The organism is Pseudoalteromonas sp. SG43-3, assembly GCF_014164385.1.
GTDB lineage: Bacteria > Pseudomonadota > Gammaproteobacteria > Enterobacterales > Alteromonadaceae > Pseudoalteromonas > Pseudoalteromonas distincta.
On sequence record NZ_JACJFC010000002.1, the window covers coordinates 48703 to 67308 of the forward strand.

16 protein-coding genes are annotated in these 18606 nt (G+C 37.5%); 10 read left to right on the forward strand and 6 right to left on the reverse strand.

Features of this window, described 5'->3' with window-relative positions; genetic code table 11:
- Positions 1–211: 211 nt before the first annotated feature.
- Positions 212–628 carry an MAPEG family protein gene (locus H5157_RS02055; RefSeq protein WP_076925639.1) on the forward strand — a complete coding sequence of 139 codons (417 nt, stop codon included), beginning with the start codon at positions 212–214 and terminating at the stop codon, positions 626–628.
- A gap of 71 nt (positions 629–699) precedes the next feature.
- Here H5157_RS02055 and H5157_RS02060 read toward each other — a convergent pair whose 3' ends face one another.
- Positions 700–1449 carry a peptidylprolyl isomerase gene (locus tag H5157_RS02060; protein WP_182724022.1) on the reverse strand — a complete coding sequence of 250 codons (750 nt, stop codon included), beginning with the start codon at positions 1447–1449 and terminating at the stop codon, positions 700–702.
- Between the two features lie 250 nt (positions 1450–1699).
- Between H5157_RS02060 and H5157_RS02065 the strand changes: the two genes are divergently transcribed.
- On the forward strand, positions 1700–1885 hold the full coding sequence (locus H5157_RS02065) for a hypothetical protein (protein WP_024594581.1): 186 nt from the start codon (positions 1700–1702) through the stop codon (positions 1883–1885).
- A gap of 87 nt (positions 1886–1972) precedes the next feature.
- A complete protein-coding gene (gene ushA / locus H5157_RS02070) occupies positions 1973–3604 on the forward strand; it encodes a bifunctional UDP-sugar hydrolase/5'-nucleotidase UshA (protein ID WP_024594580.1) in 1632 nt (543 codons plus the stop codon).
- A 29-nt stretch (positions 3605–3633) separates the two neighbouring features.
- On the opposite strand, the gene H5157_RS02075 is transcribed toward ushA, so the two are convergent.
- Together H5157_RS02075 and H5157_RS02080 are read right to left on the reverse strand one after the other, a co-directional pair.
- Positions 3634–4578: a hypothetical protein gene (locus H5157_RS02075; RefSeq protein WP_024594579.1), complete on the reverse strand. Its 945-nt coding sequence runs from the start codon at positions 4576–4578 to the stop codon at positions 3634–3636.
- Positions 4571–5437, reverse strand: coding sequence for a hypothetical protein (locus tag H5157_RS02080; RefSeq protein ID WP_084324632.1), 867 nt, complete (start codon positions 5435–5437; stop codon positions 4571–4573). Before H5157_RS02080 ends, H5157_RS02075 begins: the two co-directional genes overlap by 8 nt.
- A gap of 251 nt (positions 5438–5688) precedes the next feature.
- On the opposite strand from H5157_RS02080, the gene H5157_RS02085 reads away from it, so the two are divergent.
- The 3 genes from H5157_RS02085 to H5157_RS02095 all read left to right on the forward strand — a co-directional run bounded on the left by H5157_RS02085 (position 5689) and on the right by H5157_RS02095 (position 13246).
- Complete coding sequence (locus tag H5157_RS02085) at positions 5689–6543, forward strand: S1/P1 nuclease (protein ID WP_024594577.1); 855 nt, start codon at positions 5689–5691, stop codon at positions 6541–6543.
- 43 nt (positions 6544–6586) lie between these two features.
- Complete coding sequence (locus H5157_RS02090; RefSeq protein WP_182724023.1) at positions 6587–9793, forward strand: TonB-dependent receptor; 3207 nt, start codon at positions 6587–6589, stop codon at positions 9791–9793.
- Between the two features lie 336 nt (positions 9794–10129).
- Positions 10130–13246, forward strand: coding sequence for a TonB-dependent receptor (locus H5157_RS02095; protein ID WP_182720170.1), 3117 nt, complete (start codon positions 10130–10132; stop codon positions 13244–13246).
- 51 nt (positions 13247–13297) lie between these two features.
- Here the strand turns inward: H5157_RS02095 and H5157_RS02100 are convergent, their stop codons facing one another.
- Positions 13298–13729 (reverse strand): MarR family winged helix-turn-helix transcriptional regulator, encoded by a 432-nt coding sequence (locus H5157_RS02100; protein WP_182720169.1) that lies wholly within the window; start codon positions 13727–13729, stop codon positions 13298–13300.
- 151 nt (positions 13730–13880) lie between these two features.
- On the opposite strand from H5157_RS02100, the gene hmgA reads away from it, so the two are divergent.
- Positions 13881–15182 (forward strand): homogentisate 1,2-dioxygenase, encoded by a 1302-nt coding sequence (gene hmgA / locus H5157_RS02105; RefSeq protein WP_039488481.1) that lies wholly within the window; start codon positions 13881–13883, stop codon positions 15180–15182.
- Positions 15183–15184: 2 nt separating this feature from the next.
- Entirely contained in the window at positions 15185–15814 is a 630-nt protein-coding gene (maiA, locus tag H5157_RS02110; protein WP_182724024.1) for a maleylacetoacetate isomerase, read from the forward strand.
- Between the two features lie 11 nt (positions 15815–15825).
- On the opposite strand, the gene H5157_RS02115 is transcribed toward maiA, so the two are convergent.
- On the reverse strand, positions 15826–16059 hold the full coding sequence (locus H5157_RS02115) for a TIGR02647 family protein (protein ID WP_007375551.1): 234 nt from the start codon (positions 16057–16059) through the stop codon (positions 15826–15828).
- A 126-nt stretch (positions 16060–16185) separates the two neighbouring features.
- Between H5157_RS02115 and H5157_RS02120 the strand changes: the two genes are divergently transcribed.
- Together H5157_RS02120 and H5157_RS02125 are read left to right on the forward strand one after the other, a co-directional pair.
- Positions 16186–16488 carry a DUF1496 domain-containing protein gene (locus tag H5157_RS02120; protein WP_002959040.1) on the forward strand — a complete coding sequence of 101 codons (303 nt, stop codon included), beginning with the start codon at positions 16186–16188 and terminating at the stop codon, positions 16486–16488.
- Positions 16489–16542: 54 nt separating this feature from the next.
- Positions 16543–16851 (forward strand): VF530 family DNA-binding protein, encoded by a 309-nt coding sequence (locus tag H5157_RS02125; protein WP_024591820.1) that lies wholly within the window; start codon positions 16543–16545, stop codon positions 16849–16851.
- 51 nt (positions 16852–16902) lie between these two features.
- Here the strand turns inward: H5157_RS02125 and H5157_RS02130 are convergent, their stop codons facing one another.
- Entirely contained in the window at positions 16903–18522 is a 1620-nt protein-coding gene (locus H5157_RS02130) for a diacylglycerol kinase family protein (protein WP_182724025.1), read from the reverse strand.
- Positions 18523–18606 lie beyond the last annotated feature (84 nt).

Genomic DNA, 18606 nt, shown 5'->3' on the forward strand with positions numbered 1-18606 from the left:
CGCAAAATAGCGTGCGCCAATTCAAAGCAATATAGTTAAGCTAAACTAACATTTTCAATTAATAACTTTCTACAAAATAACGCTATTTTGTGTAACACATTGTGAAAAATGTCTTCATAATTGGATATTAGTTGGGAGTCTGCCAACCTTGCGAGACTAAAAATCATTCAATATCAAAAAATACGCAAATTCTAAATAATAAGGAAAAACAATGGAAAAAATCATCATACTTGCCATGTTTGCACAAGTTACGCTTTCACTGGTTGTCATGCTCATTATGGGTAAAAGGCGCTTTGCCGCAGCTAAAAATAAACAACTAGATTTAAGTGATTTTAAAACAATGCAGTTAGATAAGGCTGGCGACACTATTAGGGTGGCAGATAGAAACTTTTCGAATCAGTTTGAAATACCTGTACTTTTTTACGCGGGATGTTTACTTGCACTACAACTAAATAGCGCCAGTACACTTGTGGCTATACTGGCCTGTTTATTTGTAGCAACACGCATTGTGCATAGTGTTATTCATTTAGGTGAAAATAACGTACGCGCACGTTTTAAAGTATTTTTGCTAGGTTGTATTTGTGTATTTTCAATTTGGCTTGCTATGGTTTGGCGAGTATTACTTTAAATAGCAAAGTTTAATAAGAGTAATGTGAAAGGTAATTTACGTCTGCCACATTACTATTACATAAGATTTAATTATTTAGCACGTTTTAAACGAGGAAACACAAGTAAAAAAGCGCCTAAAAGCCACCCTAGCCCACCGCCAGAACTACTATCTGAACCTATTGGTGCACCTGAGTCAATTAACGTATTTTCAGTTACAGTAAGGCCTACGGCTGAATTAGGATCATCATCCATAACAGTTACACTTTGAATAGTTACCAAATTAGCACTACTAATTGCTACATCACTGCTTGAGCATTGCTCAGTGGTAATACCAACCACCGGTGTATCACCACAATGCACTAAAGCAGCAATTTTATCTAAGGTTGATTGGCTCGCGGCAGTAATTTGTCCAAACACTGTAAAACCGCCATTTTGCGTATCTAGCGCTGCACTTCCTGCGCTATTATTAGCCATATTAAAAAACCACTGACTTGTAGCGCTATTTTCATTGCCTGATAATTTAGCCATTGCAATGGTGCCTTTAACGTTTGAAAAAACAGGCTCATTTTCTACAGCTGGCTTTGTAGTAATCGCATCTAATGAATCTGAGTATGTAAATCCACCACCTTGAATAACAAAGTTACTAACAGAGCGGTGAATTACTGTTTCGTTATATGAATCGTCTTGAACGTAACTTAAAAAATTTGCGACTGTTTTGGGGGTTTGTTGATCAAATAGGTTAATCTCTATGACACCTTGGCTCGTGTTCATTTCAACTATAGTAGCGGTGCTTGTAAAACTTGCTGCAGCAAGTGCTGAGCCAAGTAAAAGTTTTTTCATGTTTTATTCCTGTTGTTATATTTTTTAAATAATTAGTTAATGCGTTAACACATTAATGCCATCGGCGACTAAAATCGATTCTAAAGTGTGAGTTGATACAATTAAGACCGTGTTGATAACAAATTAATTACATATGCCATTATTTATATTCTTTTTTGCTATATAAATCTGACTATTTAAAATTAAATCATCTTAAAAGTGTGGTCACTTATTTGTTACCTTAAAAAAACACAAACAACAGGATCTAACAATGCCACACACTAAACAAACAATTTGCGACTTTGGTTTACACAAAGGTGAACCATACACAAAACTACCGGCGAGCTTTTTAACGTGGATGGTAGGTATAAACCATACTAAGCGTGAATATGCGGATGCAGAGTTAAAGCGTCGCGAAAGTGCCGCCACAAATCGATTAACTGTACCTTCTAAATAAAATGTCAATAAGTACGTTTTTTTAGCATAAAACTAGTTTAAACTACCCGCTTGATAAATTAAGTAGACCTTAATCCATAGGTATTTTATGCGTATAATTATTTTATTTTCGATTATTTTTAGTGTACTTGGATGTACATCTCCTGCTCCTGAATCAACCTCTAACAGTACTCCTACTGAATATTTAACTGTTCTTCATACTAATGATAATCACGGCCGTTTTTGGCAAAACGAAAAAGGCGAATACGGTATGGCCGCTCGCAAAACGTTAATTGACTCTTTACGTAATGACGCCCAAAAGCAAGGTCATGCCGTTTTACTTCTCTCTGGTGGTGACATTAATACCGGTATTCCTGAGTCAGATTTACAAAAAGCAGAACCTGACTTTAAAGGTATGTCGCTGATTGGTTATGATGCAATGGCATTAGGCAATCACGAATTCGATAATCCTATTGATGTTTTGAAGCAACAGCAAAAATGGGTGAACTTTCCTTTTCTATCAGCCAATATATTTGAAAAAGAATCAGGCGAACATGCGTTTGATAGCTATAAAATATTCAAAAAAAATGGCTTAACTATTGCTGTTATTGGATTAACAACAACAGACACAGCTAAAATTGGTAATCCTCAGTATATTGGCCACTTAGAGTTTAAAGACCCTGTTGACGTTACTGCAAAACTAGCTAAAGAAATAAAAGCTAAGTACAACCCTGACATTACCATTGCGCTGACTCATATGGGTCATTATGTTGATGCTAGCTTTGGCATTAATGCACCAGGTGATGTAACACTTGCTCGCTCACTTCCTGCAAACACACTTGATATGATCATTGGCGGGCACTCACAAGAACCTGTGTGTATGAGTGATACAAATGTAAATGACGACAACTTTAAACCTGGCCTTGCCTGTAAGCCAGACCAGCAAAACGGTACTTACATTATGCAAGCCCATGAATGGGGTAAGTATGTTGGTAAAGCTGAGTTTAAGCTTGAAAACGGAAAATTAACGTTACTAGACTACAAACTCATGCCTGTTAATTTGTATGTAGATAAAGTTCAAGCTGATGGCTCTACTAAAGCAGTATTAGCAAACGAGTACATTAAACCAGACCCTAAACTTGAATCTTATTTAGCGGTATACCAAGCTAAAGGCGCTAAACAAATTGAAGGTACCATTGGTGAAGTAGATGCTCGCTTAGAAGGTGACAGAAACAAAGTTCGTTACCAACAAACAAACCTTGCACGTGTAATTATTCAAGCTCAAATGGATGTAGTAAATGCAGACTTTGGATTAATAAGTGGCGGTGGTATTCGCAGCTCAATAGAGGCTGGTAAAGTAAGCTATAAAGATATTTTAAAAGTACATCCTTTTAAAAACCGCATTACTTATATGGATTGGCAAGGCAGTGATTTATGGGATTACTTAAATACAGTAACGAGCTTCCCACCGGATGCTGGTGCTTATTTGCAATACCATAAAATATCGTTTGAGCGTAAAAATAATCAGTTGGTTAATGTTTTGATCAATGGCGAACCGCTTAATAAAAATAAAACATACAGAATGAGTCTAAATAGCTATAACGCATCAGGCGGTGATGGTTATCCTGCACTTACAAATAAAAAAGGCTTTGTAAGTACAGACGAAACAGATGCTAAAGCACTTCAAGACTTTATTTCAAAAAATAGCCCTCTCAAAGCGGCTGAATTTACCCCTAAATAACCTCTAAGAATATGAGGAAAGTAATCTAGTTACTTTCCTCTTATTTCAATATTACCTTTTTTAATATTTGCCAGCCCATAACTATGCAAACGAGAACGAGAGCCTTCTCCATAGGCTTTAGGTGGGTAATATAACTCTTTTTCTTCAGGACACTCGCTAAGTACTTCATCTAATGCCGCACGTATCTCACTCAAGGTTTTTTCTAGGCTATTATTAAAATTAGGCCTTTTTCTAACCGTATGACCAAGCTCTACCAACCTATAAAAATACTTGTTAGCGAGCTCTAGAAGCTCCTCTGGTACATCTTTATTATGACTAAGCGCTACATCATCGTTATTTGTACAATACTCTACAAGTGCTAAATAAAAGCATAATGGCTTATTGGCTAAACCCACTTTTTGCTCTGCACTACAACTACTTGATAGTGTTTTATCGTTAAGGTCAACTATAAGCATCAGCGGCGTAGGCTCTGTAATTGACTGATGCTGCGCATTATTAAACTGCTTATTACTTTGTTTAATAAACGCAAATTTTACCCAAAAACTAATCAACACACTTAATACTAAAAATATAAAATAGTAAATAAAATGGCTTAATGTAAAGTGGGTTTGCTGAACGTTAAATACAACTAATACAGGTCCGTTATTAGTGCTCAAACTACGTGTTATTTGGTGTAAGTTTACAGGTGCTAGCATTTCGCCTTTTGGTGCAATAGCAACAACTTTAAGATCGTTCGAATTAATGTAGCTATTTAAGGTTTTAATATAGCTATTAACCGCATCTTTATTCCCCGAATGCTTTAGCAGCTCATTTGATAAATCAAGTAATGGTAAGTCGAGTGCTATTTGCCTTTCTATCTGCGTTATTTTTTGTTTAGTTACTTGCTGGCTTTTTTGAATTACAGAAATATAAAACACAGAAGATAGAGTTAAAAATAAGCATAGTAAAACAAGTAGTTGTTTATATTTACTCATCACTAACTTCCTCTTTTAAGTTTACTGAGCTAGTACCGCAACTCCAAAACGATTGTGCATTTTGATAATAATGCAAACTTTGATCTTTAGACATATCAAGCAAATTTGCCTGTACTGCACATAATAAATCAGTATTATTTTGCTGCATTTTTAAATACCATCTTGTTCCAGTAATATTATTACTCAAAGGCGTAATATAGTTTTTTGAAAAACGTTTTTCGTCACTCTCTTTCCAAAACGAAGCAATAATATCTACTTTTCCGTCGGCGAGTAAATCGCGTAATTCGTTATGAGAACTAGCATAAGTGATTTTCAAATTAGCTAAATTTATATCCAGTTCTTTAAACATTTGCTTTGGTAAAATATGCCCTGATCGGCTGGTAGGATAATCAAGCAAACCTATGCGTTTATCTAAAAAATATTGTTTAGTAATTCGAGGTTTTTCTTTAGACGATATAAAAAATGCCGTGTAGTCAGAAAAACCAACTACGGGTTGGTAGTTATAGGTCGACTCCGCTTTAAATGCAGCCATAATATTGCTTTTAGCCAAAATTAGGTCAGCAATTCCTTTACCAACAAACTCAAAGCTATCTGCCGTTCTATATCCCCAATACCCTTTTACCGAGCCATATTGCTTAGCTACTACGTTATCAGAGCATAACTTTTGTGTTAATAACTTGGCTATTTTTTTTGATTGTGTAAAAACAATTAATTGGTCTTTATTACTTGTAGCAGTTGTTTGACACTCTGTTGAGGTTTCGATCATAACCGGAAAATGTAAATCATCATTGTATACACTAACTTGACCGCAAACCCACGTAACGACCAATAATAGAAACAAAAATGTAACAATTAACATTTTGTGCAACACAATATTTTTATAATTCAAAGCAATGCCACCCAAAAATAGACGATATAGGGTATTTGAACAATTTCGCTTACCTATTACAACAAGTAATTTTACCTATTAAATATAAGATACTGATTTTAAACGTAATTTAATAAGAAATTATGAATTTTAATAAGTCCTTCCTATCAACATTAAAAATGAGGACAATTGACCGCATTAGCTTATAGCAACCCCATGAAATATTCATTTAGGAAGTTTTAATGCATAACAATATAAAGTACTCGATATCTTCTGCGCTTTTGATTAGTGCGATATTCACAAGCACTAACTCACACGCTTGGGGTCAAAATGGCCACCGTATTGTAGGGCAGATTGCACAATCTCATATAAGCGAAACAACTAAAGCAGCAATTAAACCTTATTTAGATGGTGAGTCACTTGCGCAAATATCAACGTGGCCTGATGAAATGCGCTCTGCTCCTGGCGACTTTTGGCAAAAGAAATCATCTCGTTGGCATTACATTAATGCAGCCCCAGGAAAATCTTTCAGCTTCAATCACGATCATACTAAAAACAAAGAATCTGTAAGTAATATCCTCGAGGGTATTCACTATTCAATGCAAACGCTCACTGATAAAAATAGCACCTTAGATGCTAAGCAGTTCAGTTTGCGTTTTTTAGTGCATTTAGTAGGCGATAGCCATCAGCCATTTCATGCCGGTCGAGGTGAAGACAGAGGTGGTAACCGTATTAAGGTTTCTTTTTTTAACGAAGAAACAAACCTTCACAGCCTTTGGGATACAAAGTTAGTTGAGAACGAGAACTTGTCGTTTACTGAATACGCTCAATTTATTGATACAAATAACAGCGAATTAATTGCTGAGTATTTACAAAGCTCACCTAAAACTTGGGTTGAAGAATCACACAATTTAGCAACAAAAATTTATAAGTACACCAACGACGAAGTTGGGTACAGCTACATTTATAACAACACTCCAATTGTAAAAACACGCCTACAACAAGCGGGTATTCGACTAGCTGGACTATTAAACGCCTTATTTGACCCTTCTGCAAAAGAGTTAGATACGGCACTAAAAATGACGACTGATAAATAAACAGTATTAAATTTATATAACCTACACACGGGAAATCAACATTATGACTAAGCTTCGCCTTTCGAAATTAACTGGAGCGGTAATTTTAGCTCTAGGTGTTTCTACAAGCGCAATGGCTGCTGATACTTCATCTGCAATGCGTGGTAAAATTACGACGCCTTCAGGTGGCAGTGCTGCAAACGTTAAAATCAAAGTAGTTCACCAACCAACGGGAACTATTAGCGAACTAACTACAAACGAAAGTGGTACGTTTATCGCTAATGGCTTACGTGTAGGTGGTCCTTACATGGTTATCATCGATTCTGATAAATTTAACGATACAACTGTTGAAAATATCTACTTGAACCTTGGTGAAACTTACCGCTTAAGCTCGCAGCTTGCTCCGCTAAACATCGAAAAGATTGAAGTGTCTGGTTATAAGATTGTTCAGCAATCAGGTGGCTCTAGCAGTACATTTGGCTCTGACACTATTGAGAATATGCCAAGCTTTAACCGTGATATTAAAGATATTGCGCGTTTAAATCCACTCGCCAGCATTAATGGTAGTGGTGAGCTAACGTTTGCAGGTAGTAACCCACGTTCAAATGGTTTAACTGTTGATGGCATTGGCCAAAATGATGACTTTGGTTTAAGTTATGGCGGCTACCCTACTTCTCAGCCACCAGTAGCACTTGATGCAATTGAGCAAATTTCTGTTGATGTATCTCCGTTCTCAGCCTCTAAAGGTAACTTTGGGGGAGGTACCATTAATGCAGTAACAAAATCAGGTACTAATGAGTTTAAATTTTCAGGCTTTTATGAAACATCAACTCCTGATATTGCTGGTGATGTAGATAGTATTTCTCAAGTATATGCTGATGGTAGCCCTGTTTTAGATGAAGATGGACACCGTACTTACGTTGTTGAACAAGTTGAGCCTATTCAAACTGAAAAGCGTTATGGTTTTAATGTTGGTGGACCATTAATTGATGATACTTTGTTTTACTTTGTAAACTACAACAAGTGGACAAGTGAGCTTGATTTAGATTACGGTTTTGAAGGCTCTGGTGCAACGAATGAATATGATGTAACAGAAGAAAGCTACAACCAATTTATTAATATTTTAAATAATGAATACGGCTTAACCGATTCTCTAGGTGGTGACCCTAAAGATACAAACGAATCATTGCTTGTTAAATTAAGTTGGAATATTAATGATGATCATCGTTTAGATTTCACTTACCAATGGCAAGACGATAAAGACGAAACAAATGTCGGCACTGGCGGTAGTACAGTAAGCTTAGCGTCAAGCCGTTATACTTACGCTACTAAATTCAATAATTTTGCGACAAAATTATATTCAGACTGGAATGAAAACTTCTCAACTGAAATTGGTATCGCTTACAAAGATGTATCATCAAGAAGCTTAACTAACTCTGATATTGGCTTTGTGAAAGTTGAAGAGTACTTCCGTGGTCCAGCTTATGAGTTTGGTACAGATGAATTCCGCCATGCAAATAGCTCATCGACTGAAAACTTAACGCTTACTTTCGATGCCACTTACTTAATGGATGAGCACGAAATTAACTTTGGTATGCAGTATGAATCGCTAAATTTATATAACTTATTTGCATCTAACTCATTAGGTTCTTGGGAATTTGATGACTTCGAAGGTTTTGCAAACCGTGAAGTGGGTAACTTTAGAGGTACATACGACTTTTCTTACAGTAACGCGTACACAAATAACCCAAATGATACTGCATACGATGCAACACGTAACCAGTTAGCACTTTATATTGAAGATACTTTTTATGTTGGTGATGATTTAGAAGTAACAGCGGGCGTTCGTTATGAGCGTTTATCATCAGACGATAAACCAACTTTAAACGAAAACTTTTTAAATACCTACGGCTTTAGCAATCAAGAGAATCTTGATGGCTTAGATATAGTTTTACCGCGTATTGGCTTTAAATATTATGCAACTGAAGCATTAACCATTAATGGTGGTATAGGTCGATTCCAAGGTGGTATTCCAAACGTTTGGTACAATAACTCTTTCCAAAATGACGGTATTACATTTGTTGAAGCACCTCAAAGTGCTATTAATGATTATTACGCCAACAACCAAGCCGATATTACGCAAGTACCTGACGCTATTAAAAACACGTTAGTCCAAGGTGCGGGTAGCACAAACTATGTAGACCCTGATTTTGAGCTTCCATCAAGCATTCGAGCTCAAGTTGGTTTCGAGTACGAGTTTGACTCAGAATTACTTGGCGAAGGCTTCAAATGGCAGGCTGAAATTGCTTACCATAAAAAAGAAAACGAAGCTGTATGGCATAACACGGCTATAAACCCAATTGGTGTTGCTGCTGATGGCGAGCGTGTAATCAACGAAAGTATTTATACTGGCGACCTTGCTGATAACTTTGATATTGCAATGACTAATTCATCTGACGATGGACGTTCAATCATTATCTCTACCGGCATTGCAAAAGAGTTTGAAAATGGCCTGTATGTTTCTGCAAGTTATGCACACCAAGACGTAACTGAGGCCTCATCTGGTTCATCTTCTCGTGCTCAGAGTAACTACCAATACAACATTACACGTAACCGTAATGAAGACTTTGCAGATCGTGGTTCATACGAAGTAGAGCACAGTTTTAAAGTAAACCTAGCGTATAACACTGAATTTTTCAGTGGCTATGCAACTAAGTTTAACGTGTATTTTGAGCGCCGCTCTGGTCGTCCATTTAGCTACACTATGGGTATGTATCAAGATAGTGACCTAGGTGACACACGCGACTTTTACTCAAGCTCAGCTTACCTAGCTTACATTCCAACTGGCGCTGATGATCCAAATGTAAATTGGGATGAGTCTGGTTTATCTTGGAATGAATTAGAAACGCTTCTAAATCGTGCTGGTATCTCAGAACGTGGTGAAATTTTAGGCCGTAACTCAGGTACTCAACCTTGGGTTACTACGATGGATGTAAGTATCAAACAAGAAATCCCAGGTTTTGCTGAAGGTCACAGCGGTGAGGTTTACTTCATGGTTGATAACTTCGCAAACTTACTAAACAGTGATTGGGGTGTTGAAAAACGCTTAGGTTTCTCTGATCAAGCTGTTTATGATTTTGGTGGGTTAGATGATGAAGGTCGTTATATAATTGATGGCAAATTTAATGGTGCTGACGTTCGTAACTACAGTCAATACCAAACTAGCTCATCAGCTTGGCAGGCTAAAGTTGGTATTAGCTACAAGTTTTAAGTCTTAATAGGTAAGTAATAACACATTAAGTTATTTGTTAACAAAACCCATTGCAAAATTGTGATGGGTTTTTTGTTTTTCGCACCCCAATTTCACATGTTTGTCATAAAGCCCACGTAATATATACCCCGATATAGAGTTATTGCTCAAAAAAACACTCAAATAGACAAAAATAGTACTATTTATTAAAAATATATTGCAGTTGTATTTTATTTGTAACGAATAAATAAGGTACACTAGTAACGGATTTTGAATAAATGAACTTTAACTGTTTATTTTGAAAAATTTTAAAATAAAAATATAAAAATTTAATTAATAACTACACGGGAAAATTAAATGAAAACTCAATTACGCAAAACAGCTCTTTCACTTGCTATTGCAGCATGTGTTGGTGTAAGTGGCGCTGCAATGGCTAACGAAACGACCTCTGCAATTAAAGGTCAAGTAATGGGGCCTAACGGCAACCCAGCAGCCGGCACTAAAGTAACAATTTTACACGTACCTTCTGGATCAGTAAAAACAACTGAAGTAAATGACGCTGGTTATTTCACAGCTAAAGGCCTGCGAGTTGGCGGTCCTTATAAAGTAATTGTTGATTCAGATGTATATGCAGACCAAGAATTCAATAACATTATTCTTAATATTGGTAACGATTATCCAGTAAACGTTTCTCTTGAGTCACAATCAAGCATGGAACAAATTGTAGTTTCTGGCGCGCCAATTAGCGCTATGTCTGGTGGTACTGGTCCGGCGTCTACATTTACGCTAACTGATCTTGAAAATACACCAGCTATTAACCGTGATTTAAAAGACATTATCCGTATCGACCCACGTATCACAATTGATGATAGCCGTGGTTCAATTAACTGTGGTGGTGGTAACCCTCGCTACAACAGCTTAACGCTAGACGGCGTTCGTATGAACGATAACTTCGGCTTAAGCTCAAATGGTTACCCTACTATTCGCGCCCCTTTCTCTTTTGATTCAATTGAACAAGTTTCAGCTGAGCTTGCACCGTTTGACGTTCAATACGGTGGTTTTACATCATGTAACATTAACGCTGTAACCAAATCTGGTGGCAACGATGTTCATGGCGCTGTTTTCTACGATTACACTAGCGACTCTTTCAAGGGTGATAAAATTGAAGGTGATGACGTTGATAACGGTAACTATACTGAAAAACGTTACGGCTTCAACGTAGGTCTTCCACTAATTGAAGATAAACTATTTTTATTCACTTCATATGAAAAACTTGAAGGTGTTCAACAGTTTAACTACGATGGCTTAAGCAGTGGCAGTGTAACTGCTGATGATATCTCGCGTATCACTAGCATTGCTCAAACTGTATATGGTTACGATGTAGGCGGAATGCCTTCAAGTATGCCTGTTGAAGATGAAAAAATCTTAGTTAAACTAGATTGGAACATCAACGAAGATCACCGTGCAAACTTAATCTATAACTACAACGATGGTAATACTGTTTCACAGTCTGATACTGGCTCTAGCCGTGTATCACTATCTAACCACTTTTATGACCAAAGTGCAGAATTCACTTCAATCATTGCATCTGTTTACTCTGATTGGTCAGATGACTTCTCTACTGAAGTTCGTTTAGGTAAATCAGAGCTAGATGCAACGGTTCAGTCATTAGATGCTGCAAGCAGCTTTGGTGAAATGCAAATACGTACTGATAATGGCGGTACTGTATTCATTGGTCCAGATGATTCTCGTCAATCAAACGATCTAGATTACGACACAACTACATTTAAAGTTGCTGGTACTTATTACCTAGATCAACACACAATTACTGCTGGTTACGAGTTTGAAGAGCTATCTGTTTTTAACTTGTTCGTACAGCAAACAGAAGGTGAGTGGCGCTTTGACTCAATTGACGACTTTGAAGCAGGTCAAGCAGCGCGTATCTACTACAACAATGCTGCAGGTACTAATAACCCGAATGATGCGGCTGCAAGCTTTAAATATGCGCAGCATACATTCTATGTCCAAGATGAATACGCATTCACTGACTTAGATGCAACCATTCAGTTTGGTTTACGTTACGACAAGTACACAAGTGATGACGTTCCTAACTTTAACCAAAACTTCACTAACCGTTACGGTTTCAGCAACCAGTCTACATTCGACGGTATTGACTTACTGCAGCCACGTGTTGGATTCCAATGGTATGCAACTGACGAACTTGAAGTACGTGCTGGCTTAGGCTTGTTCTCTGGTGGTAACCCGAACGTATGGCTGTCTAACTCATACTCTAACGATGGTATTACAAACATTAGTACGCAGTTCCGTGGTGTAGATTTATTCAATACAGCTAACGTAAACGGCGGTACACCTGGTTTTGACGTACCACAAGGTATGTTTGACATTGTTGCAAATACAGAAATTGGTGTAGGCGATGCAACAGTTAATGCTGTAGACCCAGATTTTGAAATTCCTTCAGAGTGGAAATACTCTCTTGGTGCTACATACACAACTGAAGACGAATACGTAATCTCTGTAGACTACCTATACTCGAAGAAGAAAGATGCTGCATTGATGCGTGATATTGCACTTCAAGATAGCGGCGAAACAACGTTTGATGGTCGTCCTATTTACGAATCAATTGAAGGTCGTTCAAACGAATACTTACTAACAAATGTAAGTGGTGATAGCGGTGATTCATCTGTTATCTCATTAGCGGTTAGCAAGATGTTTGATAATGGTGTAAGCGTTAACTTTGGTTATGCCTACACAGATTCTGATGATGTTAACCCAATGACAAGCTCTGTAGCTGGTTCAAACTACGGTAACATTGCGCTAACAGATCCAGGTAACCCAGGTGTTGCTTCATCTGATTACGAAATTCCACATCGTTTCACTATGACTCTTGGTTATACTCATGAGTTTGTTGATGGTTTTGCTACTCGCTTTAATCTATTCGGTGAAGCATATAAAGGCTTACCATACAGCTACACGTTTGATGGAAGTGATGGTACTTTTGGTGACAACAACTGGAATGGTAACCGCCAGCTATTGTATGTTCCACTTGAAAACGATCCAAACGTTGTTTACAACATGAGTGCTGCTGATATCAATGAATTCAATGAATTTATTGCATCAAATGGTTTAGAACGTGGTCAAACGACTAGCCGTAACGCAGAAAACTCTGATTGGTTTGTTAAGTTTAACTTTAAAGTTACACAAGAGCTTCCAGGCTTTATGGAAGGCCATAAAGGTGAAGCATTCTTCGTAATTGATAACCTTACTAACCTGTTAAACGATGATTGGGGCGTACTTAAGAAAGGTCCTTTCGTTGGTGCTAGCATGATTTCAACATCACTTGATGATCAGGGTCGTTACGTTTACTCTGACTTTAATGCGAATAATGCAAATACATCTGTACAATCAGATGCATCTGTATGGCAAATGCGTGTAGGTGTTCGTTACACTTTCTAATTTAGAACTGTAACCTAAAACATTATTTAAAAGCCCACTTTGTGGGCTTTTTTATGCTTTTAATTTGTTATTTAACTTTTCAAAAATATTCACTAGCACTTCGTATTCTTCGTTGGTTAAAGTACTCAGTAATTGTTTTTCCCAATTTAGTGCATCGGGTGTTATTTGCTCATATAGGCTTTGACCTGCTTGGCTCAGCACAAGTAATGCTGCGCGTTTGTCTTGCTTATTTAATTCACTTCTCACTAAGCCTTTGTCTATTAGTACTTTTACCGCACGCGACACTGTCGACTTGTCCATATTTGCTTGCGTGCATAAATCCTTTGCGTTGCTCTGACCATACTGCGCTAAATTAGCAAGTATTCGCCACTGCGGAATATTTAAACCGTATTTAGTTTGATAAACCTCGGCAAAGTCATTACTTACACGTGTTGCTACATTCGTTAATTGATAAGGTAAAAACGTTGCTAAATCAATTTTCATTTTTAGTTATCCCAGCTTTATAAGGCTTACTTTAGTGTTCATTAATATTTACACGGATGCGTAGTTGCACATTTGATATTAGTCTCACTTGAGAGTATCTTAACTGAAATAAAAATAATATTAAACCAACCCCCTCTCACAGGAGTCAGTAATGGCGACACAATTAAGTTATATGACCGGTTTTGGTAATGAATTTGAAACACAAGCGCTACCCGGTGCACTGCCAATAGGACAATTTAGCCCACAAAAAGTTAAATACGATTTATACACAGAGCAATTTAGTTCGACTGCATTTACGGCTCCTCGCGCTTCAAATCGTCGCACTTGGTTTTACCGCCTTCGTCCGTCTGTAGTGCAAGGTGATTACCAAGCAATTGATAATGGCCTAATAAGAACAGCCCCAATCACTGAAGCCGTAACACCACCAACAATGCTACGTTGGAATCCTATTGATATGCCTTCACAGCCTACTGATTTTATTGATGGGTTAGTAACGATGGCTGCTAATGGCAGTGCTAATGGGCAATCTGGTATTGGCATTCATGTATATGTCGCTAATCAGTCAATGCAAGGGCGTTACTTTTGTAATGCTGATGGCGAAATGTTGTTTGTCCCTCAGCATGGTGAATTATTAATTCACACCGAGTGCGGTAAGTTAAGCATTAAACCAGGTGAAATTGCTGTAATTCCCAGAGGAATTAAGTTCTCAGTTGACTTAATTGATAATACAGCCCGTGGTTATATTTGTGAAAATTATGGCCATGCGTTAGAGCTTGCAGAGCGAGGACCTGTTGGTGCAAACGGTTATGCCAACGACAGAGACTTTCAATACCCTGTAGCGGCCTTTGAAGATAAAGAGGGTGACTTTGAGCTTGTTTCTAAATTTAACGGTAATTTATTTAGCTGTGAAATTAAGCACTCTCCTTTTGATGTGGTTGCATGGACGGGTAATAGTGCGCCCTATAAATACGACTTATCGCGTTTCAATGTAATGAATACAGTGAGCTTTGATCACCCCGATCCTTCTATATTCACTGTACTGACCTCTCCTTCTGCTACTGAGGGTATGGCAAATGTCGATTTTGTGATATTTCCACCGCGTTGGATGGTAGCCGAAAATACATTTCGCCCACCGTATTATCACCGCAATATTATGAGTGAATTTATGGGCTTAATTGAAGGTGTGTATGATGCAAAAGAGCATGGTTTTGTACCTGGTGGCGCAAGTTTACACAATTGTATGTCGCCACATGGACCTGAAGCCGACGTATTTGAAAAAGCCTCAAACGCTGAGCTTACACCACAAAAATATGAAAACACATTGGCCTTTATGTTTGAGTCGCGCTATATAATTTCACCGACAAAATATGCATTAGAAGGTAAAGAGCGCCAACCAAATTACACCGATTGCTGGCGTACTATTAAAAAACAATTTACAGGTTCACAGGATTAATTATGAAATTATACAGCTACTTTCGCTCATCAGCGGCTTATAGAGTGCGTATAGCGCTTAACTTAAAAGCAATCGATCATGAACTTGCTATTGTTAACCTTTTAAAATCGGAGCAGCTTGGGAAGGAATACTTAGCGACTAATCCGCAAGGCTTACTACCTGCACTTGAAACCGATGATGGTGTTTTAGCACAATCACTTGCAATACTTGAGTGGCTTGATGAAACTTATCCGCAATCGCCATTAATTACAGGGACTGCGTGGCAAAAGTCGCAAATAAGAAACTTAAGCTTTGCCATTGCTTGCGATATTCATCCTGTTAATAATTTACGCGTGCTGAAGTATTTATCAAACGAATTAGGTGTTGATAACGAGGCTAAAAATAAATGGTATCGACATTGGATAGAAGTGGGTTTTGAAAAAATAGAACTGATGCTAAACGAAAATAATGACTACTGCTTTGGTAACCAACCAACACTTGCTGACATTTGTTTAGTGCCGCAAGTATTTAATGCAATTCGTTTTAACGTAGATATGAGCGCTTATCCAAAAATTGCAGCCATTTACGAGCATTGTAATAAATTAGCTGCATTTAATGACGCTGCACCACAAAATCAACCCGATGCAAATTAAGCTAATTTAGATTAACTTTGTAGCGCGCTATGAATAACCGTAACGTGCTCAATTAAATCTAAGCCCAGATCAGTTAAATATCCGCCATCTGGGCTATCTATAATCCCTTTTTCAAATAAACGTTGCGCTGCGCTAAGTAAGCTTGGCTCTGCGTCTGAATGTAATTTAATACCCTGCATTTTACTGTCGCGAGGAAACTTTGCTAATAGTGTGAATTCTTCGATCATTGTTTGATTAAATTGCATTGTGTGCACCTTTTTATTGTTCTGTGAATAACTAAGTTTATACTTAAAATCACTTTGTGTACTTTACACTAGCACGTTTTTTAGCTTAATGTATTATTTTTAACCCTCCCTATTTAAAGGCCTCTAATGCGTAACTTTTTAATTCTATGCTTTTGTTTTAGCAGCTTATCGTATTCAATACTTAGTGAAGCAACAACGCTAAAAACCCATTCAATTATTGATGCAAACCAGTTTGTAAATGAAGAAGCTAACTGTTGGTACGACAACAAACGCTATAGCGAAGGGGCATTAATACAAGTTCACTCTTTTACACTTTTGTGTGGTGCTAAAACACCCCAACACAGTAACAGCCAACTCATTTGGCTTAAAATAGATAAGCAAGGTAATGCTATTTACCCAACAGCTCCTAAAACAATCACTGTGAATTAGCGCTAAAAGCTGATTTAAGCTACAATGCATGCAGTTTAAATAAGTAGTATGGCTATGAATAATCAACCTAAAAACCCTTTACATGGGGTAACATTAGAACAAATACTTGTTGAGTTAGAACAACGACTTGGCTGGAGAACACTGGGCGAGCAAGTAAAAATTAAATGTTTTACTGATCAACCCAGCATTAAATCGAGTTTAAAGTTTTTGCGTAAAACGCCTTGGGCTCGCGATAAAGTGGAAGCACTTTATATTCACACTATAAATAATAAGCCTATTCGTAGACCAAAAAGTGCACCAAGAGAAACATCTTCTCAAGCGCCTGATACAACAGGGTTTGTTTGGCCATCAATTAAAAAGTGATGTAAAAAAAGGAGCTAATTTAGCTCCTTTTTTGATTATAACTAACGCGATTTATTGCTCTTTGCAAATCACATTTAATGAAGCCGGCTCAATAGTAATAACTAGTTTTTGAGCGGTTTTAACTTCACCATCTAGTACGTACTTAAGCTCTCCTTCGCCTGTAACCTCTACTCTTTTGGCATTTGTATGATGAGAGTTTATAGCTAAATGTGTTTGCGTTAAGCTACTAAACATCAGCTCTGCAATACTTAGTACTGTGGTTGAATCTTCATTATTTGGTGTTAACCAATTTATATCGAGTAGCCCGTCACTATGATCAGGTTGCCCGCCACCTTGAGCCAATAACGTTGTAAAAGGCGCAGCATTGGCCACAATAAAACTATTAGTACATATTTCTTTTGGCTCATTATCATCGAGTTTTACTTTAAGTAACTGCGATTTTTGCTCGCCAAACGCTTCAAAAAAACCATTTAAATAGGCAAGTTGTCCCGACTTATTTTTCGACTCTCTATCTGCTTTTTCTATCATTGATTGCTCAAAACCAATACCCGCGAGCAGTAGTACTAATTCATTATTACAATAAGCAGTATCTATTATGCTTGTTTGACCATCTATAATTAAGTCACAAGCCTGTTCAACAGGAATAAATTTAGAAGTAATACCCATCAATACATGCGCAAGGGCGTTTGCAGTCCCCATAGGGATGATGCCTAGTTTACATTGTGTATTTACAAGTACGCTTGCAACTTCGGCCACCGTACCATCTCCCCCGCATGCGATAATAATATCCGGATTTTGCGCAATTTCCTGTTTAGCCAGCTCAATACCGTTAACTTCTTTTGTAGTAGTGAGTAGTTTCAGATCGAAATAATCCGATAGCCGCGCAACAATTAAGTGCTCTTTTTCTTCCCATAATCGTGTACCAGATACAGGGTTTGCAATTAAAACGGCTTTGTTTTTAATCAGTAATTCGCCTTTTTTATGTCGCTTAGCTAAATGGCGAAGTTGATGCTTATTTAAATTTGCGGTTTCGCGGGTTTCTTTTATTTGTGCAAGTACTTCATGCACATCTGCATTTTTGTTTTGGCTCAGTAAATAAGCCGCCATGACAAAAACAGAGCGCCCACGCCCTAAAGCACAATGAACGACTACGCGATGGTCTTCTTTAATATGGTGATGAATCCAATTAATAGCCTGATTTAACTGAGAATGGGTAGGAATACTATGATCGAGCACCGGAATGTTTAAATAATTAATATTCTCTTGTGTTGAACTCCACTCGAGTCCGTCGAATTCACACGTAACATCTAAAATCGCCGTAATCCCGTTATCTTTTAATGTGTCTATATCTGAGGGAAATAATCGGCAAGCTAAAAATAGGTTTTCGTTTATTTGTTGAATGGGCGGCACTTTATCGCGCTTACGTGACCAGGCATTATAAATTTGCACACCGAATAAAAATGGCACAAACGCCCACCGTATATAAAATGGGATCACCCCATTTTCACGCTTTCTAAATATTTTTGCTGTATTAAAAATATACGCGGTACTCACTAATAAAAGTGACAGCGCAGTCCAATAAAAAACAATAGCAAAATAGACAGAGTTCACTTCCCAACCAATAAAAATAAGCAGTAGTGCTAATAGTAAATAACTAATTGCAGCCCACATAGTCTCTCCTTTGTGAAAATAATGCCGATTTATAATCTTAATTTAAACGGCTTTAAGTAGTCTTTTGCAAATATCACGCCATAT

Excerpts from the sequence above, each read along its gene's own strand:
- H5157_RS02055 (WP_076925639.1), top strand. The coding sequence starts at position 212 with ATGGAAAAAATCATCATACTTGCCATGTTTGCACAAGTTACGCTTTCA.
- H5157_RS02060 (WP_182724022.1), bottom strand. The coding sequence starts at position 1,449 with ATGAAAAAACTTTTACTTGGCTCAGCACTTGCTGCAGCAAGTTTTACA.
- H5157_RS02065 (WP_024594581.1), top strand. The coding sequence starts at position 1,700 with ATGCCACACACTAAACAAACAATTTGCGACTTTGGTTTACACAAAGGT.
- ushA (WP_024594580.1), top strand. The coding sequence starts at position 1,973 with ATGCGTATAATTATTTTATTTTCGATTATTTTTAGTGTACTTGGATGT.
- H5157_RS02075 (WP_024594579.1), bottom strand. The coding sequence starts at position 4,578 with ATGAGTAAATATAAACAACTACTTGTTTTACTATGCTTATTTTTAACT.
- H5157_RS02080 (WP_084324632.1), bottom strand. The coding sequence starts at position 5,437 with ATGTTAATTGTTACATTTTTGTTTCTATTATTGGTCGTTACGTGGGTT.
- H5157_RS02085 (WP_024594577.1), top strand. The coding sequence starts at position 5,689 with ATGCATAACAATATAAAGTACTCGATATCTTCTGCGCTTTTGATTAGT.
- H5157_RS02090 (WP_182724023.1), top strand. The coding sequence starts at position 6,587 with ATGACTAAGCTTCGCCTTTCGAAATTAACTGGAGCGGTAATTTTAGCT.
- H5157_RS02095 (WP_182720170.1), top strand. The coding sequence starts at position 10,130 with ATGAAAACTCAATTACGCAAAACAGCTCTTTCACTTGCTATTGCAGCA.
- H5157_RS02100 (WP_182720169.1), bottom strand. The coding sequence starts at position 13,729 with ATGAAAATTGATTTAGCAACGTTTTTACCTTATCAATTAACGAATGTA.
- hmgA (WP_039488481.1), top strand. The coding sequence starts at position 13,881 with ATGGCGACACAATTAAGTTATATGACCGGTTTTGGTAATGAATTTGAA.
- maiA (WP_182724024.1), top strand. The coding sequence starts at position 15,185 with ATGAAATTATACAGCTACTTTCGCTCATCAGCGGCTTATAGAGTGCGT.
- H5157_RS02115 (WP_007375551.1), bottom strand. The coding sequence starts at position 16,059 with ATGCAATTTAATCAAACAATGATCGAAGAATTCACACTATTAGCAAAG.
- H5157_RS02120 (WP_002959040.1), top strand. The coding sequence starts at position 16,186 with ATGCGTAACTTTTTAATTCTATGCTTTTGTTTTAGCAGCTTATCGTAT.
- H5157_RS02125 (WP_024591820.1), top strand. The coding sequence starts at position 16,543 with ATGAATAATCAACCTAAAAACCCTTTACATGGGGTAACATTAGAACAA.
- H5157_RS02130 (WP_182724025.1), bottom strand. The coding sequence starts at position 18,522 with ATGTGGGCTGCAATTAGTTATTTACTATTAGCACTACTGCTTATTTTT.